General features: G+C 67.6%; 18 protein-coding genes. 4 read left to right on the top strand and 14 right to left on the bottom strand.

The genetic code is table 11. From position 1 onward, the window contains the following. Position 1: 1 nt before the first annotated feature. From CXY91_RS19755 to CXY91_RS19745, 3 genes are read right to left on the bottom strand one after another with little or no spacing between them, the layout of a single operon-like run. A complete protein-coding gene (locus tag CXY91_RS19755) occupies positions 2–838 on the bottom strand; it encodes a carbohydrate ABC transporter permease (RefSeq protein ID WP_100962915.1) in 837 nt (278 codons plus the stop codon). Then, positions 838–1764 carry a carbohydrate ABC transporter permease gene (locus CXY91_RS19750; RefSeq protein WP_100962914.1) on the bottom strand — a complete coding sequence of 309 codons (927 nt, stop codon included), beginning with the start codon at positions 1762–1764 and terminating at the stop codon, positions 838–840. The genes CXY91_RS19755 and CXY91_RS19750 overlap by 1 nt, the downstream gene beginning before the upstream one ends. Before the next feature lie 55 nt (positions 1765–1819). Further along, positions 1820–3079, bottom strand: a complete 1260-nt coding sequence (locus CXY91_RS19745) for an extracellular solute-binding protein (protein WP_100962913.1) — start codon at positions 3077–3079, stop codon at positions 1820–1822. Between the two features lie 166 nt (positions 3080–3245). Between CXY91_RS19745 and CXY91_RS19740 the strand changes: the two genes are divergently transcribed. Further along, positions 3246–4496 (top strand): ROK family transcriptional regulator, encoded by a 1251-nt coding sequence (locus CXY91_RS19740; RefSeq protein ID WP_100962912.1) that lies wholly within the window; start codon positions 3246–3248, stop codon positions 4494–4496. Positions 4497–4520: 24 nt separating this feature from the next. On the opposite strand, the gene CXY91_RS19735 is transcribed toward CXY91_RS19740, so the two are convergent. Continuing rightward, positions 4521–6068, bottom strand: a complete 1548-nt coding sequence (locus CXY91_RS19735; protein ID WP_100962911.1) for a phospholipase D-like domain-containing protein — start codon at positions 6066–6068, stop codon at positions 4521–4523. Between the two features lie 188 nt (positions 6069–6256). Here CXY91_RS19735 and CXY91_RS19730 point away from each other — a divergent pair, with 188 nt between their 5' ends. Next, positions 6257–7093: an endonuclease/exonuclease/phosphatase family protein gene (locus CXY91_RS19730; RefSeq protein ID WP_244543791.1), complete on the top strand. Its 837-nt coding sequence runs from the start codon at positions 6257–6259 to the stop codon at positions 7091–7093. Positions 7094–7190: 97 nt separating this feature from the next. After that, positions 7191–8792 carry a gamma-glutamyltransferase gene (locus tag CXY91_RS19725; protein ID WP_100962910.1) on the top strand — a complete coding sequence of 534 codons (1602 nt, stop codon included), beginning with the start codon at positions 7191–7193 and terminating at the stop codon, positions 8790–8792. Between the two features lie 122 nt (positions 8793–8914). Here CXY91_RS19725 and CXY91_RS19720 read toward each other — a convergent pair whose 3' ends face one another. The 6 genes from CXY91_RS19720 to CXY91_RS19695 all read right to left on the bottom strand — a co-directional run bounded on the left by CXY91_RS19720 (position 8915) and on the right by CXY91_RS19695 (position 17172). Continuing rightward, complete coding sequence (locus CXY91_RS19720; RefSeq protein WP_100962909.1) at positions 8915–10501, bottom strand: ABC transporter substrate-binding protein; 1587 nt, start codon at positions 10499–10501, stop codon at positions 8915–8917. Positions 10502–10587: 86 nt separating this feature from the next. Further along, the gene (locus tag CXY91_RS19715) at positions 10588–12081 is read right to left on the bottom strand and encodes an amidase (protein ID WP_100962943.1); all 1494 of its coding nucleotides are present in this window, start codon (positions 12079–12081) and stop codon (positions 10588–10590) included. 112 nt (positions 12082–12193) lie between these two features. Further along, entirely contained in the window at positions 12194–13591 is a 1398-nt protein-coding gene (gene lpdA, locus CXY91_RS19710; protein ID WP_100962908.1) for a dihydrolipoyl dehydrogenase, read from the bottom strand. Between the two features lie 16 nt (positions 13592–13607). After that, positions 13608–14921, bottom strand: a complete 1314-nt coding sequence (locus CXY91_RS19705; RefSeq protein WP_100962907.1) for a dihydrolipoamide acetyltransferase family protein — start codon at positions 14919–14921, stop codon at positions 13608–13610. Next, positions 14921–15937 (bottom strand): alpha-ketoacid dehydrogenase subunit beta, encoded by a 1017-nt coding sequence (locus CXY91_RS19700; RefSeq protein WP_100962906.1) that lies wholly within the window; start codon positions 15935–15937, stop codon positions 14921–14923. Before CXY91_RS19700 ends, CXY91_RS19705 begins: the two co-directional genes overlap by 1 nt. 2 nt (positions 15938–15939) lie before the next feature. Beyond that, positions 15940–17172, bottom strand: coding sequence for a 3-methyl-2-oxobutanoate dehydrogenase (2-methylpropanoyl-transferring) subunit alpha (locus tag CXY91_RS19695; protein WP_100962905.1), 1233 nt, complete (start codon positions 17170–17172; stop codon positions 15940–15942). A 208-nt stretch (positions 17173–17380) separates the two neighbouring features. Here CXY91_RS19695 and CXY91_RS19690 point away from each other — a divergent pair, with 208 nt between their 5' ends. After that, the gene (locus tag CXY91_RS19690; RefSeq protein WP_091833046.1) at positions 17381–17881 is read left to right on the top strand and encodes an Lrp/AsnC family transcriptional regulator; all 501 of its coding nucleotides are present in this window, start codon (positions 17381–17383) and stop codon (positions 17879–17881) included. Between the two features lie 6 nt (positions 17882–17887). Here CXY91_RS19690 and ggt read toward each other — a convergent pair whose 3' ends face one another. The 4 genes from ggt to CXY91_RS19670 all read right to left on the bottom strand — a co-directional run bounded on the left by ggt (position 17888) and on the right by CXY91_RS19670 (position 23117). Then, a complete protein-coding gene (ggt, locus tag CXY91_RS19685; protein WP_100962904.1) occupies positions 17888–19501 on the bottom strand; it encodes a gamma-glutamyltransferase in 1614 nt (537 codons plus the stop codon). A gap of 213 nt (positions 19502–19714) precedes the next feature. Beyond that, a complete protein-coding gene (locus tag CXY91_RS19680; RefSeq protein ID WP_100962903.1) occupies positions 19715–21361 on the bottom strand; it encodes an ABC transporter ATP-binding protein in 1647 nt (548 codons plus the stop codon). Beyond that, positions 21358–22176, bottom strand: coding sequence for an ABC transporter permease (locus CXY91_RS19675; protein WP_091833056.1), 819 nt, complete (start codon positions 22174–22176; stop codon positions 21358–21360). Before CXY91_RS19675 ends, CXY91_RS19680 begins: the two co-directional genes overlap by 4 nt. Continuing rightward, a complete protein-coding gene (locus tag CXY91_RS19670; protein ID WP_100962902.1) occupies positions 22173–23117 on the bottom strand; it encodes an ABC transporter permease in 945 nt (314 codons plus the stop codon). Before CXY91_RS19670 ends, CXY91_RS19675 begins: the two co-directional genes overlap by 4 nt. Positions 23118–23142 lie beyond the last annotated feature (25 nt).

Below are 23142 nucleotides of genomic sequence, written 5' to 3'. Positions count from 1 at the left end.
TTCATCCCTTGAGCCCGGCGAGCACGACGCCGCGGACGATGTAGCGCTGCAGCAGCAGGAAGATGGCGAGCGTCGGCAGCGTCGCGAGCGCGGCGCCGGTCATGATCAGCTCCCACTGGATCTGCGATTCGACTGCGAAGGAGGCGAGCCCGACCGGGAGCGTGTAGAGTTCCTTGCTGGTCGTGACGATCAGTGGCCAGATGAAGGCGGTCCAGTTGCTCAGGAAGGTGAAGATCGCCAGGGCCGAGAGCGCCGGCGTGACCAGCGGCAGGGCGATGCGCCAGAAGATCGTGAACTCGTTGAGCCCATCGACGCGCGCCGCTTCGAGGAAGTCGGTCGGCACGGTCTCGAAGAACTGCTTCATCAGGAAGGTGCCGAAGGCGGTCATCATGCCCGGGAACATGATGCCCCAATAGCTGTCGAGCCAGCCGAAGTTCTTGGCCATGACGTACCAGGGGATGACCAGCATCTCCGTCGGGATCATCAGGGTCGAGAGGATCGCCAGGAAGACAAGATAGCGGCCGCGGAACTGGAACTTGGCGAGCGTGTAGCCGACCAGGCTGTCGAAGAAGACGTTCGACAGGGTGACGATCGTCGCGATCGCCAGCGAATTCCAGAACCAGCGCAGGAAGCGCCCGTCCGAGAGCACGGTCCGGTAGTTGTCGAGCGTCGGCGCCGCCGGAATCAGGCGGAGGTCGTAGATGTCGGCCGAGTCCTTCAGCGAGGTCGAGAACATGAAAAGCAGCGGCGTCAGCATCAGGAGGCCGCCGGCGAGCAGCAGCAGCCAGGCGATGACGCGCCCCGGGGCGAAGCGCGGGGAGAGGGCGGCGCCGGTCATCAACGGTCCCTCAGCAGGCGCAGCTGCACCAGCGAGATGCTGAGCAGGACGAGGAAGAGCACGACGGTCTGCGCCGCCGCATAGCCCATGTCGAAGGAGGAGAACGCGGTCTGATAGATCATCAGAACCAGCGGCTTGGTCGCGTTGAGCGGGCCGCCGGGATCGCCGCTGGTCATGTTGTAGACCTGGTCGAAGATGCGCAGGAAGCCGATAGAGGAGAAGACGACGAGGAAGATGATCGTCGGCTTGAGTAGGGGCAGCGTGATCTTCCTGAGGATGGCGAAGTCGGAGACGCCGTCGATGCGGGCGGCTTCGTAATAGGTCGTCGGGATGGCGCGCAGGCCGGCGAGGAAGATCACGACCTGGAAGCCGAGCCCGGCCCAGATCGCCGGTGCCAGCACTGCCGGCAGCGCCTGCGTCGTCGAGCGCAGGAAGGGCTGCTGCGGCAGGCCGACGGACGAGAGCAGGTCGTTGATCAGGCCGATCGGCACCGGCTGGTAGAACCAGCGCCAGACCCAGGCCATCGCCGTCGCCGTGGTCAGGAAGGGCAGGAAGTACAGCGCCCGGATGAAGCCATGCATGAAGCGGACGCGGTCGAGATGGTAGGCGATGGTGAAGGCGAGCACGAGGCTGAGCGGCGCGCCGATGATCAGATAGAGGAAGGTGTTGCGGAACACCTGCCAGAACACCGGATCGGCCATCAGCCGCTTGAAGTTCGCCAGCCCGACATAGGAGGGCGAATTCATCAGGTTCCAGTTCGTGGTCGAGATGATGAAACCCTCGACCGTCGGGTAGAAGCGGATTAGCCCGTAGAACAGGATCGGCACGGCAAGGAAGCCCCAGGCCCAGACCACCTGCTTCTGCTGCAAGGTGAGGCCCTGCCAGAGGCGCCCGCCGGAGCGGGCGACGTCGGTGTCGGCGGTCATGGCGCGTCCTGCCGTGTCGGAATGCTTCAGGCTGTCGCGATCGCGTCCTGCGCCATCACTTCTTGTAGAAGCGGTCGAGGATCGCCTGCTCGGCCTTGGCCGCCTCGGCCAGCGAGGCCTTGGCGTCCTGGTTCTGGATGAACACCCGGTTGGCCATGTCGAGCCCGACCTGGCGCTGCGCCAATTCGTCGACGAAGACCGTCGCCTGCGAGTAGTTCAGTGCCTTGAGGAAGGGACCATAGATCGGGTGGGCGAGGTTCTTCTCTGTCTCGGCCGCGGCCTTGCGGGCCGGGAGCTCGCCGACCATGTCGAGCCAGACCTGCATCGCTTCCGGCGAGGTGGTGAAGGCCATGAACTTCTTGGCCGCCTCGAGCTTGGCGCCGGTCGGCTTGGCGGTGATGGCGTTGACCCAGTAGCTGGCGAAGTTCGAGCGCTTGCCGTCGGCGCTCGCCGGCAGCTCGGCGACGCCCCATTCGAAGTTCTTGATGCCGCCGAAGGCGCCGAGGCGGAACGAGCCGTCGACCGTCATCGCGGCGCGCCCGGCGCGGAAGGCGGCCTGGCCCTCGTCCATGAAGCCGGCCTGGCCGACCTTGTGGATGCGCTGCAGGTCGGCATACCAGTTCAGCGCCTTGGCGCCGGCCTCGCTGTCATAGGCGACGGTCTTGTTGTCGTCGGAATAGGGCTTGCCCCCCATCTGGCGCAGCAGCACCTCGCGCCACCAGTGCAGGTCCTGGCCGGGCATGTCGATCACGGCGCCGGCCGAGAGCATGTTGCCGGCAGCGTCGCGCTTCACCGTCTTCTTGGCGGCCTCGAGATACTCGTCGAGCGTCTGCGGCGGCTTGTTCGGGTCGAGCCCGGCCTCCTGGAACAGCTTTTTATTATAGAACAGCGCCAGCGTGCGCACCGCCGTCGGCAGGCCGTAATACTCGCCGTCGCGCTTCATCGTCTGGACGATGGGGTAGAATTCCTTCTCGATCACGTCGTGCGGGAAGGCGTCGCGCGGCAGCGGCTGGATGAACTTGGCGCCGACGAAATTGTCGAGCCAGCCATAATAGAGCTGGACCACGTCCGGCCCCTGGCCGGCCGGGACGGCGGCGGCGATCTTGGTCTGGTAGTCGGCATAAGGGAAGGTCGTGTGCTTGACCTTGATGCCGGGATTGGCGGCCTCGAAGCGCTTGATCAGCTCGTTCATCGCCTTGATGCGGGCGTCGAACACATATTGCCAATACTCGATCTCGACGGCCTGGGCGCGCGCGCCGGCAATGGCGCCGATCGACATGGCAATGCCCAGGACTAGTCCGCGAAAGCCGCGCATGGGTCTTCCTCCCCGTCTGGTTGCGACGCCCGCCCGCATGCTCGCTCCCGGCCGCCGGACGTTCGGCGGGCATGCTTTCCCGCAGCTTGCTTGCTGTCAACAGATTAATTCACTTGAGTTTGATTAATGGCCAGCGCAGCCTGCGGCACGAAAGAGGCTGCCCATCATGCCGCATCGCAAGCTCCCGGCCGCGCCCAGCGCCGCCCTCGGCACCAATCCGGAGCGGGCGCGCCGCCATAACCGGCGGGTCGTGCTCGAGACGCTGCGTCAGCATGGCCGGCTCGGCCGCTCCGACATGGCCAGCCTGACACGGCTGACGGCGCAAGCCGTCTCCAACATCGTCGCCGAATTGCTGGAGGAAGGCTTTCTGGTGGAGCTTGGCCGCCGGCGCACGGCGCGCGGTCAGCCGCCGGTCGAGTTCGCGCTCAATGCCGATGGCGGCGTCACCGCCGGCCTGGAGATCGCCGCCGACCACATCACCACTGTGCTGGTCGATCTCACCGGCGAGGTCAGGGCCCGGCGCGTCGAGCCGTTGCCGGATCTCTCGGTTGAAGCGGTGCAGGCGCTGGCGGCGGCCGAGCTCGAGCAAGCGCGAGCGACGAGGGGTCTGCCGGAACGCCTGCTCGGCTGCGGCGTCGTCATGCCTGGCCCGTTCGATTTCGAGGGCACGATCACCGTCGGCTCGACGGCTCTCCCCGGATGGACCGGGCGTGACGTAACGGCCCTGATGAGCGCCGCGCTCGCGACCTCGGTGACGGTGGAGAACGATGCGACGGCGGCGGCGGTCGGTGAGCATCTTTATGGCGTCGGCCGCAATCTCCGGCATTTCTGCCTGGTCTATTTCGGGCTCGGCCTGGGCCTCGGGCTGATGCTGGGCGGAGAGCCGTTTCGCGGCGCCCATGGCAATGCCGGCGAACTCGGCCACGTCCCGGCCGTTCCGCAGGGCGCGCCTTGCATCTGCGGCCGCCAGGGGTGCCTCGAACGCTACGTTTCGCCGCCGGCGTTGCAGGACAGGTTGCGCCGGGAGGGTGTCGCCGAGGTCGACGCGACGAGCATCGCCAGGCTTCACGCCGAAGGGCACCCAGCGATCGCAGGCTGGATCGCCGAGGCCGGGCCGCTGCTCGCGCCGGTGCTCGCCATGCTGGAGAACCTGTTCGATCCGGAGACGATCATTCTCGGCGGCGGGCTGCCGGACAGCGTCATCGATGCGCTGATCGTGGCGGCCGAGCCCTTGCCGCTCTCCGTCGCAAGGCGTGATGGCCGCATCATCCCGCGCATCCAGCGTGGCACGACCGGCCAGTTCACGGCGGCGCTCGGCGCGGCGGCGCTGCCGCTGCTCGACGCGATCGCACCCCGGCTGGTACGCAATCCGGCAGCAGGCGAGCCGGTCGAGACCGAGCAGGCTGCCTTGGCGTGACGGTCGCCGGCTTGCGCGGACCTTTCACAATTGCGATTCGATCGGCAGGAAGCGGACCAGGGCCGCCGTAAGCCGGCGCCCGAAACCCGCTACGGGCTCCTGCTGCAGATGGCCGTCGCGTTGCGACCCTGCGTGCCAGCACAGGCGGTCACGATCGAGGCCGAGCCGGAACGAGCAATGCGGCGCGGTCTCCTGTGCAAAGATCTCGCGCATCTCGGCGACGAGGCCGTCATCGACGACGACCACGCCCATTTCCGTGTTCAGCGAGACCGAGCGCGGGTCGAAATTGAAGGAGCCGATGAAGCCGGTGTGCCGGTCGACCGTGAAGGCCTTGGTATGGAGGCTTGCGCCCTTCGAGCCGAAGAGCGAGACGCCCGCTGGCATGAGCTCCGGGCGCAGTTCGTACAGTTCGACGCCGAGCTGCAGCAGGCGCTTGCGATAGCCGGCATAGGCACCGTGCACGGCGACGACGTCGGTGGCGGCCAGCGAGTTGGTGAGGACCGTGACCTTCGCGCCGCGTGCGACGAGGGCCGAGAGCGCCTTGAGACCGCGTTCTCCGGGGATGAAATAGGGCGAGGTGATCTGCAGTTCGCTCCGCGTCTCGGCGATCGCCCGATAGAGCCGGCGGGCGAGCCAGCCCTCCGCTCCGGCGCCGAGGGCCTTCTCCGGCGGATCGGAGAGGATCTGGACCTCGGCGACCCAGCGCAGCCGGCCCAGGACCTCGGCCAGCGCCGCGTCCGCGTCGAGCGTTTCGACGATGCGCGGCAAGGCGGCCACATTGGCGCGGTCTCGGGCCGTCGGCGGTATCGCACGGCTCGGCAGGCGCCGGGCGATAGGGCGGCTGAGCGAGGCGATCGGGACCGCGGTCGGACTGTTCCAGAAGCGATCGAAGATCGTCTCGGCCTGAGCGACCGCCTCGCCGGCGACGAGCAGGTCGAGATCGTGGAAGTTGCTGGTTTGCGCCGCGTTGAAATAGGCGTTGCCGATGTTCCTGCCGCCGATGATGGCGAGGCGGCCATCGGCAATCCAGGCCTTGTTGTGCATGCGGCGCGTCACGCGGAAGGCGCGCAAGGCGAGCTCGAGGCCGCGGCGGATGCCGGTCGCGCGGTTCCGGCTCGGATTGAACAGCCGGACCTCGATGCCGGGATGCGCATCGAGCTCAAGATAGCTCGAATCGTTGCCGCGGGTGTTGATGTCGTCGATCAGCAGTCGGACGCGCACGCCGCGATCAGCCGCAGCGACGATCTCGCGCATGAGCAGGCGGCCGGCGGTATCCTTGCGCCAGTAGTAATATTGCAGGTCGAGGCTGCGGCCGGCGCTGCGGGCGGTGAGGGCCCGTGCAGCAAAGGCTTGCGCGCCCTCCGAGAGCAGGACGACGCCATCGAGTCCGGGATGGGCCGTCAGCAGCGGGCCGAGCGCCCGGTCGATCGCGGTGTCGGCATCGGCCGGCGGCAGCGCATGCGACGGCGGAGCGCTGGTGTGGCGAGCGAAGCGGCCATAGGAATAGGCGGCCGTCACCGCGGTGAGCGCGATCAAGGCAAGGGCCGCGATCAAGACTTCGAGAAATGACATTCAGCGACTGCCGGAACTCCGTTTTTCCTATAACCCCTATCTCCGCGAGTCGTTCGTTCCATCCAGATCGAACCGTTGCCGCTTTGGGGAATTGATCATGGCAAGGCTCTTGCTAAGGGCCTTCTTGCTGAGAGCCCTTGTGCTGGAGCCCGTTCGATCGAGCGGGCCTTCGTGGAGATGCCGGCCGGATGCTGGAATTCGAAGGGCGCGGCCTGCGCCGGATCAGGGTACTGCGGCCGCCGCAGATGTCGAGCTGGACGCGCGAAGCCACTGGCCAGCCGGCGTTCGCCAGCACGCCGCCGGCGACCGAACTCAGGATCGCCTCCTACAACATCCACAAGGCGGTGGGCCGCGATCGCCGCTTCGATCCCGACCGGATCATCGAGGTGATCCGGCAGATCGACGCCGATGTCGTGGCGCTGCAGGAGGCCGACCAGCGCTTCGGCGAACGCTCCGGGCTGCTCGACCTCGCCCGCCTCGAACGTCGCACCGGCCTGAAGCCGGTGCCGGTGCAAAGCGCCTGGCAGGGTCATGGCTGGCACGGGAATGTCGTGCTCTTTCGGGATGGCGCGGTCACCGCTACTCGGCAGCTCGTCCTGCCCGGCGTCGAGCCGCGCGGAGCGCTGATCGCTGATCTCACCGTCTGCGGCTCGCCGATCCGGGTCGTCGCGGCACATCTCGGGCTGCTGCGCCATTCGCGCTCGCGCCAGGTCGAGACGCTGATCAACGCTTCGAAACCGACGGACGGGCGGCCGATCTTCCTGATGGGCGACCTCAACGAATGGCGGATCGGCAAGAAATCGAGCCTGCACGGGCTGGCGCCGAAATTCGGCCCGCTACAGGCGGCGATCCCGAGTTTCCCGGCGCGCTTCCCGATCTGGGCGCTCGACCGCATCGTCGCCTATCCCGCCGAGACGATCACGCAGGTCCAGCTGCACGACACCGACTTGTCGCGGCTGGCCTCTGATCATCTGCCAATCAAGGCGGTGGTGCATCTCCCGGGCGAGGAGCGCCAGGCGCACTGATCCGGCGCCGGCCGCGGGACAGGCTTGAGGCATCCTCAAGTGACGCGTCGATGGGGGCATGCCACGATGGCGGCCCCATCAGACCGGATCATGCCCAATGACGACCGAGCCGCGCCGCGCCCCTGCCTACCGCACCCAGAACTGGAGCCTGACCAAGCCGTCGGCGCGCGGGCGCAAGGGCGTCGTCGTCTCGCAGAACCATGAGGCCGCCGCCGCCGGCGCGGCGATCCTCGAAGCCGGCGGCAACGCTGCCGACGCCGCAGTCGCCACCGCTTTCGCCTTGGCGGCGATCGAGCCCTGGAACAGCGGACTCGGCGGTATCGGCTTCGGCGTCGTGCTCAAGGCCGGCGAGAGCAGGGCGCAGGTCGTCGATTTCGGCCCTGTCGCGCCGCGCCGCGCCGATCCGGCCGACTACCCGCTGACCGGTGCGATGAAGTTCGACCTGTTCGCCTGGCCGGAGGTCGAAGGCGATCGCAACATCCATGGGCCGTTGTCCTTCTGCGTCCCGTCTTCCGTCGCCGGCTACGCCAGGCTGAAGGAGACATTCGGAACGAGCATGCCCGTTACCGAGCTGCTTCAGCCCGCGATCGCCCTGGCCAAGCGCGGCTTGGCGCAGGACTGGTACACGACGCTCAAGATCGCCTCCTCGGCCGCGGTGCTCAGGCTCTATGAGGAGAGCGCGCGCATCTATCTGCCCGGCGGCCTGCCGCCGGTGCCACCTTATCAGGGCGTGCCGGGCTTCCGGACGCTCGGCAATCTCGGCGCGACGCTGGAACACCTCGCCAAAGCCGGGCTCGACGATTTCTATCGCGGCGATCTCGCAAAGCGATTGGCAGCCGACATCGCCGCAGTTGGCGGCGTTGTCGATGCGCAGGATCTCGCCGATTGCCACGCGACCGTGCGCGAGGCGCCGGTGATCGACTGGCGCGGCACGCATCGCATTCACACGGCCGGCGGCTTGACGGCGGCGCCGACCCTGCAGGCGGTGGTCGAGGGCATGGCGGCAAGCCCGCCCCCGGAGGGCGGGCCGGACTCGGCCTGGTTCGCCAGGCTTTCGCAGGTGATGCGCGAGGCCTATGCCAGTCGGCTCGAGGGGCTCGGTGCCGCACAGATGGCGAAGGAGCCGGGCGAGACCTGCACCACGCATCTCACTGTCGTCGACGGCGAGGGCACCATCGTCGCGCTGACCACGACCTTGCTGTCGTCGATGGGCAGCCGCCTCGTCCTGCCCGAGACCGGCGTGCTGATGAATAACGGCATGATGTGGTTCGACCCGCGCCCGGGCAGCGCCAATGCCATCGCGCCGGGAGCCCGCCCCTTGTGCAATATGTGCCCCGTGGTCGTGACTCCCGCCGATGGCGGCTATCCCCGCCATGGCGCCGGCGCTTCCGGCGGGCGGCGCATTCTCGCCAGCGTCTACCAGATGCTGGCCTTCACCCTCGACAGCGGCATGAGCCTGGAGGATGCGGCCCACCAGCCGCGCATCGACGTCTCCGGCCCCGACGGCACCAGCGCCGACGCACGCCTGCCGGAGGGCACGCTCGATGCGTTGGCTGCCGTCGGCCCGCTGACGGTGGTCGAGCACGGCGTGCTGCCGCTCAACTTCGCCTGCCCGAACATGGTGCGGAGCGGGCAGGACGGGCAGGAAGGCATCAGTGACGCCGCCTCGCCCTGGTCGGCGGCAGTGGCGGCTAATTGAGGCAGGCGTCATGCTCTGGCCTGACCCGAGCATCTCAGGCCGGAGAGGTCGTCTGCTAGCGTCTTACCGTCATGAGTTTCTCGGGTCGGCGCTGCGCGCCGCCCGAGAATGACGGCGAAATCTCACCCTCGCTTCAGCCCCCAAGGATACGGCGCCGAGCCCGGCAGCATGCCGGTCAGGCCCTTGCGATAGGCCGTCTTGATCACGAACTGGCCGAGCGGGATGGTGGCGCATTCCTCGAGCGCCAGCCGGCCGAGCGCGACCGCCACCTGCTTCTGCTTGGCCTCGTCCGGCGCGTAGAGCCATTCCTCGGCCATTTCCTCGGCCTTGGCGTTGGTCCACCAGCCAAACCAGCCCTTGTCGCCGGGGCCGCGCACGAGGTTGGACAGGGCCGGGTTGCCCCAGCCGACGGCCGCGCCGGTGGTATGGAAGATGCTCCAGCCGCCCTTCTCGACCGGCTCGCGGCTGTTGCGGCGCTGGATCACGGTGCCCCAGTCGCTCGCCGCCATCTCGACATTCATGCCCATCGACTTCAGCAGCTCGTAGGTGACGTCGCCGAGCGGCCCGATATCGGGGAAGTCGGTCGGGTTGATGATGACGACCTTCTCGCCGTTGTAGCCGGACTCCTTCAGCGCCGCCTTGGCCTTGTCGAGGCTCTGCGGCATCAGGTCCTCGAGTTCGCCGGTGTAATAGGGCGTGCCGCGCCACCACAGGTTCCGGCAGACCTGCCAGGTCGTGGTGTCGTCGCCCTGCGACGCCCGCATATAGTCTTCCTGGTTGACGCCGAGGCGGATCGCGGCGCGGACCTTGGGATTGTTGAAGGGCGGCTGGAGATGGTTCAGCCGCATGATCGAGCCGCGGCCGTTCTTGTCGATGACCTCGCGGACGACATCCGGGCTCCGCGCGAGCAGCGGCTGGAGGTCGGCGAGCGGGCGCTCCCACCAGTCGATCTCGCCCTTGGTCAGTGCGGCGGCGGCGGTCGCCGGATCGGGCAGGATCGGCCATTCGATCCGCTTGAAATGCGCGACCTTGCCGCCCGCGTTGCGGCTCGGCGGCTCGCTGCGCGGCTTGTAGGCCTCGTTCTTCTCGTAGACGACGCGGCTGCCCGAGACATACTCGCTGGCGACGAACTTGTAGGGGCCTGAGCCGGTCATCTCGGTGACCTGCTTGGTCGCCTCGGTCTTGGCCAGGCGTTCGGGCATGATGAAGGGCGGGTTGTCGGCCTTGGCCATGCAGTCGAGCATCATCGGGAAGGGCCGGGTCAACTTGATCTCGATGGTGCGCTCGTCCGGCGCGCCCCAGGCCTCGACGGCCTTGATCATGAGCTGGCCGTAGGGGTCGCGCTGACACCAGCGCTTCAGGCTCTCGATGCAGTCGGCCGGGCGGACGGGCTGGCCGTCATGGAAGGCGAGGCCCTCGCGCAGCTTGATCTTCCAGACCTTGCCGTCGGCGGAGACCTCGTGGCCCTCGGCCATTTGCGGCTGCGGCTTCAGGTCGAGATCGCCGCCATAGAGCGTGTCGAAGACGTAGTAGCCGTGATTGTTGGTCACGGTCGCCGTCGTCCAGATCGGATCGAGCGAGGTGAGGTTGGCTTGCGGCGCCATCTTGAGCACGGTCGCGCTCGGTGCCTGCGCCCAAGCCTCCCGGGCGAGTGTTGGAGCGAACAGGGCTGCGGCTGCCGTGCCCTGCAGGAACTGACGACGCTTCATATGGTCTCTCCCCTTTTATGATTGGATCGTGCGCCTACAAACTCTGCTTGTCCTGCTGTCGTGATCTGGAAGGTTGCGGGCTTCGACTAGTCGAAGCCAAGGAAATTCGGGCTGTCCGCGAGCCTCGGCGCGGCCTTCAGCCTGGCGATATCCGGCACGGGGCGCGCCGTCAGCGGATCGCCGGCCAAGAGTGACTCGAGCGCTGCCGCGACGGCAAGGACCTTGGCGTCGCCACCGCGCGGGCCGACTATCTGCAGGCCGAAGGGCATGCCGCTGCGGTCGAGCCCGACCGGCAGCGAGATCGCGGGATGGCCGACGATCGTCACTGCATAGGCCATGGCGAGCCAGTGGAAATAAGTGCGCGTCGGCTTGCCGTCGATCTCAGCGGGATAGAGTTCCGACCAGGGCCGCGGCGACAGCGTCATCGCCGGCGAGAGGATGACGTCGTAGGTCTCGAAGAAGCGCTGCCACTCATGATAGAGCACGGTCTGCTGCTTGAGGGCGCGGGTGACGTCGAGCGCGCTGTAGCGCAGGCCTTCCTCGACATTAGCGCGGACATTGGGACCGACCTTGTCGGGCGTCCTGGTCGCGCGGTCGTGATGGCTGGCGAGGAAGGAAACGGCGCGCAGCACCTCAAAGCTCTCATCGGTACCCGCGCAGTTCGGGCTCGCCTCGTCCGCGCGACCGAAGACCTTGCTGAAGCGGCCGACCTTGTCGGCGAAGACTTCACGGATGTGCTTCTCGGTCGGGGCGAAGCCGAAATCCGGGGTGATCGCGACTTTCAGCGAGGCGAGGTCGCAGTGATCGGGCCGGGCGAAGTCTTCCGGCCGCCGGACCTGCCTGCCATGGATCGTCGTTGCCAGCGGGTCGACGGCGTCGTCGCCGACCATGGTCGAGAGCAGAAGGCAGAGGTCGGGGACGGTGCGCGCCATCGGGCCGAGCACCGAGAGCGGATTCCAGCCGAGCGGGCGCTTGTCGCTCGGCACCAGGCCGGGCGAAGGGCGGAAGCCGACGATGCCGTTGAAGGCGGCCGGGTTGCGCAGCGAGCCACCGGTGTCCGAGCCGGTCGCGATCGGCACCATATTGGTCGCGAGCACGACGCCCGAGCCGCCGGAGGAGCCGGCCGCGGAACGCGAGGGATCGAACGGGTTGCCGGTAACGCCGTAGACGGCATTGCGGGTGTTGGCGCCGGCGCCCCATTCGGGCGTGTTGGTCTTGCCGACGATGACGGCGCCGGCCTTCCGCACGGCGGCGACGATGCCCTGGTCCTGCGTCGGGACATGGTCGGCGAAGAGCGGGCTGCCATAGGTGGTGCGCAGGCCCCCGACGTCCTCCAGATCCTTGATGCCGATCGGCAGGCCATGCAGCGCCGGCAGGTCGTCGCCGCGCATCGTGGCGGCGTCTGCCGCCTTCGCCGTGGCCCGCGCCCGTTCGTCGTCGCGGGCTACCATGGCGTTGACGGCGGGATCGACGGCGTCGATCCGGGCGAGGCAGCTTTCGAGCAGCTCGGTCGCCGAAAGCTTCTTCTCGCCGATCAGGCGGCGGGCGGTGACGGCATCGAGATCGCAGGGTTCGGTCACGGCAGAAAGCTCCGGCAGGCAGGGCGGGTCCATCCTGACCCGTCCTGCCAGTCGAAGCGGCCTGAGCCGCTACGTCAACCCTCGCTGGGTCGAGTGCCGGCCTGCGTTCGCCTCAGATGTGCAAGGCGTGGCCCAGCGCCTTCAGCGCCGATTCCTGGAAGGCCTCGCCCAGCGTCGGATGAGCGTGGATCGTGCCGGCGACGTCTTCCAGCCGCGCCCCCATCTCGATGGCGAGGCCGAAGGCGGCGGAGAGCTCCGAGACGCCCTGACCGACCGCCTGGATGCCCAGCACGAGATGATTGTCGGTCCGCGCGACGATGCGGACGAACCCGGCCTCGCCATGGCGGGTCATGGCGCGGCCATTGGCCTGGAACGGGAAGAGCCCGATCTTGGTCTCGTAGCCGGCGGCCTTGGCCTCCGCCGGCGACAGGCCGGCCGAGACGATCTCGGGATCGGTGAAGCAGATCGCCGGGATGCAGGCCTTGTCCCAGATCCGCGGCTCGCCGGCGACGATCTCGGCGACCATCTCGCCCTGCGCCATGGCGCGATGGGCCAGCATCGGCTCGCCGGTGACGTCGCCGATGGCGTAGATGCCGCGCATCGAGGTCTCGCAGCGCTCGCCGATGCGGATGAAGCGCCCGTCCATGTCGAGCACGAGTTCGTCGAGACCGAGCTTGCTCGTCGCAGGCGCGCGGCCGACCGTGACCAGGATCTTGTCCGCCGGCAGCTCGCGCTCCTTGCCGTCGGCCGTCTCGATGCGCAAACCGTCGCCCTTGGCGGTCTGGCCGAGCGCCTTGGCCCCGAGCAGGACCTCGACGCCGAGCGCCGAGAGGCTCTTGGCGACGGGCGCGGTCAGTTCGGCATCGTAGAGCGGCAGGATCTTCTCCTGCGCCTCGACCACGGAGACCTTGCTGCCGAGCTTGGCGAAGGCGATGCCGAGCTCGAGCCCGATATAGCCGCCGCCGACCACGACGAGGCGCTTCGGCAGCTCGGTCAGCGCCAGCGCGCCGGTCGAGGAGATGACGTTCCCGCCGAAGGCCAGGAAGGGCAGTTCGACCGGAACCGAACCGGTCGCGATCACGATCGTCTCGGCCGTGATGGTCTTGGGACCGGTCTCGGTCTCGACCGCCACGGTCTTGCCGTCGCGGAAGCGGGCCTGGCCATGGACGATCTTGACCTTGGCCTTGCGTAGCAGGCCGGCGACGCCGTTGTTGAGGCGTTGGACGATGCCTTCCTTCCAGGCGACGGCCTGCTTCAGGTCCAGCTTCGGCTCGGCGGCGGTCAGGCCGAACGGAGTCTTGCCGGCGGCGGCATGGGCCGCCTTCTCGAATTCCTCGGCGACATGGATCATCGCCTTGGACGGAATGCAGCCGATGTTGAGGCAGGTGCCGCCCAGCTTGGCGCTCTCGACGATGACGGTGTCGATGCCGAGCTGGCCGGCGCGGATGGCGCAGACATAGCCGCCGGGGCCGGCGCCGATGACGAGGAGCTTGCAGGTGATGTCGGTCATGGCTCGTTCCCGCCGCTCACATGTCCACGAACAGCGTCGCCGGCGTCTCCAGCAGCTCTTTCAGCCGCTGCACGAAGACCGCCGCGTCCCAGCCGTCGATGACGCGGTGGTCGAAGCTGGAGGAGAGGTTCATCATCTTGCGCGGCACGAAGGTCGTGCCGTCCCAGACCGGGCGGACCACTATCTTGTTGACGCCGACGATCGCGACCTCGGGATGGTTGATCACCGGGGTCGTGGCGATGCCGCCGAGCGCGCCGAGCGAGGTGATGGTGATGGTCGAGCCGGTGAGCTCGTCGCGAGTCGCCGAGCCGTCGCGGGCCCGTTCGGCCAGGCGCGAGAGCTCGATCGCGCAGCCCCAGAGATCGCGCGCTTCGGCATGCTTGACCACTGGCACCATCAGACCGGACGGCGCCTGCGTGGCGATGCCGATATCGATGCCGGCATGCTGGTGGACGATGCCGGCTTCGTCGTCATAGATCGCGTTGAGATTGGGCTGCTCGCCGAGCGCCTTGACCATCGCCCGCATCAGGAAGGGCAATATCGTCAGCTTTGGCCGCTCGGCCGTCGGCTTCTTGTTGAGCGCGGCGCGAAGGTCTTCGAGCGCGGAGACATCGACTTCTTCAACGATCGTGATGTGCGGGATGCGCGACTTCGACAGCGCCATCTTCTCGGCGATGCGGCGGCGCAGGCCGACGATCTTGACGTCGGTGATCCCTGTCCTGGCGACGAGCCCGCTTTTGGCCAGAGCCTCGGGGCCGCGCAGGATGAAGGCGTCGATGTCCTCATGGGTGACGCGGCGGGCCGGGCCGGAGCCCTGGACCTGGCGCAGGTCGATGCCCGCTTCGCGCGCCTTCAGCCTGACGGCAGGCGAAGCCAGCGGCTTCTCGCCGACCGGGCGGCGCGGCGCCGGCGTGGTGATGGCGGGGGCAGGGCGGGCCGGAGCCGCGGGCTTCGGCGTCGGCAACTGCTTGGGAGCGGGCTCCGCAGCCGCGACCGGTGCGGCCGGAGGAGGCGCACCAGCAGGCTTTTCCTTCGGCGGCTCGGCAGGGGCCTCAGCCTCGGCCGGCGCCTCGCTCGCGGCGCCATCACCCGAGACCTTCAGCTTGACCAGCGCCGAGCCGATCGCGACGGTGTCGCCGATCTCGGCGCCGACCCAGGTGACCTCGCCCTCGACGGGGGAGGGGATCTCGACGGTCGCCTTGTCGGTCATCACCGCGGCGATGAGATCGTCCTCGCGGACGATGTCGCCGACCTTGACGTGCCACTCGACCAGCTCCGCCTCGGCGATGCCCTCGCCGACATCGGGCAGCTTGATGATGCGCTCGGCCATCAGCGTGCCTCCATGATGTCGCGCAGCGCCCGACCAAGACGGGCGGGGCCGGGGAAGTAGTCCCATTCCTGGGCGTGCGGGTAAGGCGTATCCCAGCCGGTGACGCGCATGATCGGCGCCTCCAGATGGTAGAAGCAGTGCTGCTGGATAAGCGCGGCCAGCTCCGCACCGAAGCCTGACGTCAGCGTCGCCTCGTGCAGCACGATGCAGCGGCCGGTCTTGCTGACCGAAGCCACGATCGCGTCGAGGTCGAGCGGCAGCAGGGTGCGCAGGTCGATGATCTCCGCGTCGATGCCCGTTTCCTCGACTGCGGCCTGCGCGACGTGAACCATCGTGCCGTAGGTGACGATGGTGACGGCCGAGCCTTCGCGACGGATCGCTGCCTTGCCGAGCGGGATGGTGTAGTGACCCTCCTCGACCTCGCCGAGCTCGTGCTTCGACCAAGGCGTGACCGGGCGGTCGTGATGGCCGTCGAACGGGCCGTTATAGAGCCGCTTCGGCTCGAGGAAGATCACCGGATCGGGATCCTCGATCGCCGCGATCAGCAGGCCCTTGGCGTCGCGCGGATTGGACGGCACGACCGTCTTCAAGCCGGAGACGTGGGTGAACAGCGCTTCGGGGCTCTGGCTGTGGGTCTGGCCGCCGAAGATGCCGCCGCCGGTCGGCATCCGGATCACCATCGGGCAGGTGAAGTCGCCGGCCGAGCGGTAGCGCAGGCGCGCGGCCTCGGAGACGATCTGGTCATAGGCCGGGTACATGTAGTCGGCGAACTGGATCTCGACGCAGGGGCGCAGGCCGTAGGCGGCCATGCCGATCGCGGTGCCGACGATGCCGAGCTCGCTGATCGGCGCGTCGAAGCAGCGGTTGACGCCGTATTTCTGCTGCAGGCCGTGGGTGCAGCGGAAGACGCCGCCGAAATAGCCGACATCCTCGCCATAGACGACGACATTGTCGTCGCGGCCCATCGAGACGTCGAGGGCGGAGCGGATCGCCTCGATCATGGTCATGCGGGCCATGGTCAGACTCCGATCTGCTGGCGCTGGCGGCGCAGATGCGGCGGCAGCTCGGCATAGACGTCCTCGAACATGTCGCGCGAGGAGGGCTTGCCGCCGGCATGCAGCGTGCCGAAGCTCTCGGCTTCCTTCTGCGCGGCGATGACGGTTGCCAGAACCTCGGCCTCGGCCTGCTTGTGGCGCTCCTCGGTCCAGGCGCCGATCGCGATCAGATGCTGCTTCAGCCGGACGATCGGGTCACCCAGCGGCCAGTCGTCGGATTCGTGCTTGGGCCGGTAGGCGGACGGGTCGTCCGAGGTCGAATGCGCGCCGGCGCGATAGGTGACGTATTCGACCAGGGTCGGCCCGAGATTGCGGCGGGCCCGCTCGATCGCCCATTGTGCCACGGCATAGGTGGCGAGGTAGTCGTTGCCGTCGACGCGCAGCGCCGGGATACCGAAGCCGAGGCCGCGCGCGGCGAAGGTGCCGGAGCCGCCGCGCGCGATGCCCTGGAAGGTCGAGATCGCCCACTGGTTGTTGACGACGTTGAGGACGACGGGGGCCTTGTAGGTCGAGGCGAAGACCAGCGCGGCGTGGAAGTCGGATTCGGCGGTCGAGCCGTCGCCGACCCAGGCGGCCGCGATCTTGGTGTCGCCCTTGATGGCGGAAGCCATCGCCCAGCCCACCGCCTGGATGTACTGGGTGGTGAGGTTGCCCGAGATCGAGAAGAAGCCGTTCTCCTTGGAGGAGTACATCACCGGCAATTGCCGGCCCTTCATCGGGTCGCGCTCGTTCGAGTAGATCTGGCACATCATCTCGACGAGCGGGTAGTCGTGCGCGATCAAGAGCCCGGCCTGGCGATAGGTCGGGAAGTTCATGTCGCCCTTGCCGAGCGCGATGCGGAAGGCGCAGGAGACAGCCTCCTCGCCGGTGTGCTGCATGTAGAACGAGGTCTTGCCCTGTCGCTGCGCCATCTGCATGCGGGCGTCGAAGGCACGCAGCGTCAGCATGTGGCGCAGGCCGCGGACCAGCTCGTCCTTGGAGAGCTCCGGGACCCAGGGGCCGACCGCCTCGCCCTCGCGGTTGAGCACGCGGATGATCGAATAGGCGAGGTCTCGGATTTCCTTGGGATCGACATCGACCGGCGGGCGCTGCACCGAGCCGGCCTTGGGGATCACGACATGGGAGAAGTCGGGTTTTTCGCCGGGGCGACTGGCGGGGACGGGAACATGGAACCGAAGCGGTGAGGGGTCTGTCATGTCCACGCTCCCTAGGCTCTGTCCGACCCAGCATTCCGCGCCACGGGCATCGCCGCAAGCCGTGTCTGCCGGCGCATCCGAAGGACGCCATCTTTATTCGGGCATGTTAGGGCTGTGAAATGCCTATTTCTTACCGAAATGGCCTTGTGATTTGCTCCTGCTCAGACGATCTTTCTGTCATCTCGATCCTTGGCGGAAAATTCACTCTATGGCGATCAAGGCAAGGCGTGGCGAGGAGCTCGACCAGATCGACCGGCGCATCCTCTCGGCCCTGAACGAGGACGGCCGACTGACGATCAATGCGCTGGCCGAGAAGGTCGGCCTCTCACCCTCGCCGTGCTGGACGCGGGTGAAGCGGCTGGAGGAGAGCGGCGCGATCGAGAAATATGTCGCGGTGCTGAACCATCGCGCGCTCGGGCTCGACAATGTCGTCTTCATCGAGATCACGCTCGATAAGCATGACGACAAGCTGCTCGACCGCTTCGGCGAGGCGCTGGCGCGCATTCCCGAGGTGGTCGAGGCGCATCTCGTCACCGGCGATTACGACTATCTGGTCAAGGCCGTGGTCAGCGGCACCGAGCACTATGAGCGCTTCCTGCGCGAGAAGATCTACCGCCTGCCCGGCATGCGGCAGTCGCGCACGACCTTCGGCCTGCGCGCGCTGAAGCGGGCGATCTCGGTCGACCCGCTGCAGATCGCGCCGGTTTGACCTGTTCTACGCCGGCACCGAGATCGCCATGCCGTCGCGCTGCGGGTCGGCGCCGCCGGTCGCGAGCCCGTCCTCGATCTTGACGCCGTGCAGCGCGGCGAAGGGATAGCTCTGCGCCGAGCGCTTGACGTCATAGCCCTCGGCCTTGAGCTGCGCCTCGACGCTGCGGCGGATGCGGTTACTGATGTCGATCGAGTTGGAGACGCCCATCACGCGCGGCGCCGCCACCGCCTCCAGCATCGACATCTCGAAGTCGATGACGTTCATGATGCCCTGGGCCGTCGCCGGGGCGATATAGCTGCCGCCCGGCGCGCCCATGACGATGAAGGGCTTGTCGCCCTTGAAGACGATGGTCGGCGCGGCCGAGGACGAGCGGCGCTTGCCGGGCGCGATCGAGCCGGCGCGGCCGGGGCGCGGATCGAAGCGGCTCATCGTGCCGTTGTAGATGAAGCCGAGCCCCTCGGTGATTGCGCCCGACGGGCTGCCGAGCGTGTGGGTCAGCGCCACCGCATTGCCATGCTTGTCGACAACGGTGACATGGGTGGTCTCGCGCGAGGACGAGCGCTCCAGGCGCTTCACGTCGGCGCGCTCGCCGCGGCGGATGCTCTCGGCTTGGCTTGCCGCATGCTCCTTCGAGATCAAATGCGCGACGGGGACGTCGACATAGGCGGGGTCGCCCATGAACTGGTCCTTGTCGATGGTCATGCGCTTCATCGCCTCGGCGAGCAGGCGGACATGCTCGGCGCTGCCATGGCTGAGCGCGCCGATGTCGAAGGCCTCCAGCATGTGGAGGATCTGCAGCATCGACGTGCCGCTCGCCGGCGGCGGCGAGGTCGAGATGCGATGGCCGCGATAGGAGCCCCAGATCGGCTCGGCGACCGAAAGCTCGTAGCGGGCGAGGTCCTCGCGTGAGATCAGCCCGCCATGTTCGGCGAAGTCGGCGGCGATCTCCTGCGCGAGCTCGCCATGATAGAACAGGTTGGCGCCGCCCCTGGCGAGCCGCTCCAGCGTGTTGGCCATGTCGGCGTTGACGATGATGTCGCCCGGGCGCTTCGCGCTGCCGTCGGGGCGGAAATAGAGCTTTTTGCCGGTCTCGCTGTAGCGCAGCTTGTCAGCCGTATTGACCTGGCCGGAGCCGCTCTGGTCCTGGGTCCAGAACCAGTGCATGTGCGGGCGCACCAGCACGCCCTCGCGCGCCTGCCGGATCGCCGGCGCCATGACATCGGCCCAGTCCATCGTGCCGAAGCGCGACAGCACATAGTCATAGCCCTTGACGCTGCCGGGCGTGCAGACGGCAAGATGGCCGAATTCGTTGATCCCGCCCTCGAGCAGGAAGGCGAAGCCGTCGCGTGACTGGCCGCGCAGCTTGTCCTGCCACATGTCCGGCTTCGCTGAGTAGGAGGCGCGGGCATAGAACTCGACGATCTCATGCACGCCCCTGCCGGGCATGTAGAGCTGCATCGAGCCGAAGCCGCCGATGCCGGACATCAGCGGATCGACCACCCCCTGCATGAAGGCGCAGGCGATCGCCGCGTCGATCGCATTGCCACCACGCTCCAGCACGGCGGCGCCGGCTTCCACCGCTTCCGGCTGCGGGGCGACGATCATTCCGTTCTTCATGGCGAGGGCCTTTCATTGGCGCGGCGTGGCCGGAAGGCTTCCCTTCTCCCCTTGCGGGAGAAGGTGCCGGCAGGCGAATGAGGGGTCGCGCTGCGCTGAATCACTGGCGACGAGCAACGAGGCAAAGAGGGCAGGTCGCGCGACCCCTCATCCGTCTCGGCTTCGCCGAGCCACCTTCTCCCGCAAGGGGAGAAGGGGAGGCCGCGCTCTTCATCACGCCGGCTCCGCCAATCTCCAGAACAGCCTCACCCCGCCATCCTCGGTACTCTCCAGCCCGGGCACGGCCGAGAGCAGCTTGCGGGTGTAGTCGTGCTGCGGCGCGTCGAAGATCTGGTCGCGCGTGCCTTCCTCGACGATGCGGCCGTCCTGCATGACGATGACGCGGTCGGAGACCTGCTCGACCACGCCGAGATCATGGCTGATGAACAGGCAGGAGAAGCCGTGCTTCTTCTGCAGCTGCGCGAAGAGCTCCAGCACCTGCGCGCGCACCGTCACATCCAGGGCCGAGACCGGCTCGTCGGCGATGACGAAGCTCGGCCGGCGGATGATGGCGCGGGCGATGGCGACGCGCTGGCGCTGGCCGCCGGAGAGCTCGTGCGGATAGCGCTCGGCGAAGCCGTCGCCGAGGCCGACCTCGCCCAGAACTTCGGCGAGCCGCGCCTTCTTCTCGGCGGCGCCCATGCCCTTGACCAGCCGCAGCGGCTCGCCGACGAGCTCGCCGATGGTCATGCGCGGGTCGAGCGAGGAATAGGGATCCTGGAAGACCATCTGGCAGTTCAGCCGATAGTCCCAATAGGCCGTCTCGCTCTTGTCGATCGGCTTGCCGTTGAACAGGATCGCGCCCTCGCTCGGCTTGATCAGCCCGGCGATGGCATGGCCGAGCGTGGTCTTGCCCGAGCCCGAACCGCCGACGACCGAGACGACCTCGCCCGGCTTCACATTGAGGCTAATGCCGTGCAGGGCGCGCTTGGGCTGCTCCTTTCGGAAGAAGCCCTGGCGGCCGCCATAATCGACGACGAGACCGTCGACCGAAACCAGCGGCGTCGCTGCTTCCGGCAGGTCACGTGCCGGCTCGCGATGCGGCATCGCGGCGAGGAGCTTGCGGGTATAGGGGTGCTGCGGCCGGGCGAGGATGTCTTCGCTCTCTCCCTGCTCGACGACGTCGCCCTGGCACATCACGACGATGCGGCTGCAATAGCGCGCGACCATGCCGAGATCATGCGAGATCAGCAGCACGGCGGTGCCGTTTTCCTTGGTCAGGTCGACCATCAGCTCCATCACGTCGCGCTGGACGACGGCGTCGAGCGCGGTGGTCGGCTCGTCGGCGAGCAGTAGGGCCGGTTTCAGCAGCATCACCGAGGCCAGCATGATGCGCTGGCGCATTCCGCCGGAATACTGGTGCGGATAGGCGTTGAACGCGCCCTCGGGATCGCGGATGCCGACACGCCGGAGCATGTCGAGGATGAGTTCGCGCCGGCCGTTTGCGTCGAGCTTGCGATGCAGCGCCAGGCCCTCGTCCAGCTGGCGCCCGATCAGCATTGAGGGGTTGAGCGAGGTCATCGGCTCCTGGAAGACCATGCCGACCTTGGCGCCGCGGATCGCCCGCAGGCGCTTTGGCGCCATGGTGGTGACCTCCTCGCCGTCGAAGCGGATCGAACCCGAGATCAGGCGCACCGCCGGCGGGATGAAGCCCATCACGGCGCGGGCGGCGAGCGTCTTGCCCGATCCGGATTCGCCGACGATGCCGACGATCTCGCCCGGCGAGACCGAGAAGCTGACATTGTTGACGACGGTGCGACCGCTTGCGCCGATCCTGAGGGTGAGGCCGTCGACCTCGAGCAGGGGCTTGGTGGAGGTCATCGCGCACCCCTCATCCGCGGGTCGAGCTTGTCGCGCAGGGCGTCGCCGAGCAGGTTGATGCCGAGCAGGGTCAGCGAGATGCAGAGGCCCGGGAAGATGCCGAGCCAGACCGCCTGGCCGATATAGGGCCGCGAGCCCGCGAGCATGTTGCCCCAGGTCGGGGCCGGCGGCGGCACGCCGAGGCCGAGGAAGGAGAGCGAGCTCTCCGCCAGCAGCACCCAGCCGAACATCGAGGTCGCCAGCACGGTCAGCGGCGCGATGCAGTTGGGCAGGATGTGGCGGGCCATGGTGAAGGCCTCCGAATTGCCCATCACCCGCGAGGCTGAGATGAATTCGCGCTCGCGCAGCGAGAGCACAGTGCCGCGGACGATGCGGGCGACGGAGGGCGCGTAGGCGATGCCGAGCGCCAGGATGATGCCGTATTTGTTCGCACCGACCACGGCGAGCAGGCCGAGCGCCAGCAGGATCCCGGGGAAGGCGAGCAGGGCGTCGTTGAAGGCCATGATGGTACGGTCGACCCAGCCGCGGACATAGCCGGAGAACAGGCCGATCATCGTGCCGAGCGAGACGGCGAGTGCGACCGTCAGCAGGCTGATCCAGACCGAGGTCGCGGCGCCCGCCATCAATCGCGAGAGCACGTCGCGGCCGAATTCATCGGTGCCGAGCCAGTGCATGGCGGAGGGCGCCGCGAGCTTGGCGCGGAAGGAGAGTCGCAAGGGATCGTACGGCGTCCAGAGCGCGCTGACCGCGGCGACGAGGCCGAGGAAGCCGATCAGCGTGCCGCCAACCAGGGCGTTGGGAGCAGGGAGCTTCATTGCGCCGCCACCCTCGGGTCGAAGATCGGATAGCAGAGGTCGATCACCAGATTGACCAGCACATAGGTGAAGGCGACGAAGAGCATGCAGCCCTGGATCACTGGGTAGTCGCGGGCGAAAATCGAATCGACCAGCAGGCGGCCGAGACCGGGGATGGTGAAGACTGTCTCGACCACCGCGATTCCCCCTAACAGATTGCCGAGCACGAGGCCGATCAGCGTCCAGGTCGGCCCGAAGGCGTTCTTGAAGGCGTGGTTCCAGAGCACGGCGCTCTCGGTCAGGCCCTTGGCGCGGGCATGGGTGATGTAGTCGAGCCGCAGTACCTCCAGCGTCGAGGCACGTGCCATGCGCAGGATCACGCCGATCTCGTGCAGGAACAGCGTCATGATCGGCATGATCAGATAGAGGATGCCGGCCAGCGGCCTTTCGGCGATCGAGACGTAGCCGACCACCGGCAGCCATTCGAGCTTCAGGCCGAAGAACAGCAGCAGCAAAAGGCCGAGCCAGAAGGTCGGGATCGATAAGAGCAGCGTCGCGACGGCGACGAGGCTGAAGTCGAGCGAGGTGTCCTGCTTCCAGGCGGCGAGCACGCCCGCGGGAACCGCGACGAGGCTGGCGAGCGCGACCGCAATGAGGACGATCTGGGCCGAGATCCAGAAGCGCTGCAGGATCAGCGGCAGCACCGCCTGCTGCGAGTTGATCGACTGGCCAAGATCGCCCTTGAGCAGGTTGCCGAACCAGATGCCGAACTGCACCGGCAGGCTCTGGTCGAGGCCGAGCCTGGCCTGCAGGTCGGCGATCGAGGCGGGTGTCGCCAGGTCCCCCAGCATCAGCGAGGCCGGATCGCCCGGGATCAGCCTGATCAGCGCGAAGACCGAGACCGACACGATCAACAGTGTCGGCACGGACATGAGAATGCGCGTCAGCGCGAAGCGCAGCATCGGTTTCCTCCCGGATGCGCGGTGG

This window comes from Allobosea sp. FBZP-16 (assembly GCF_002831785.1).
In the GTDB taxonomy this organism is placed as follows: Bacteria; Pseudomonadota; Alphaproteobacteria; order Rhizobiales; family Beijerinckiaceae; genus Allobosea; species Allobosea lupini.
This window is presented reverse-complemented; position numbering and strand designations above follow the sequence as displayed.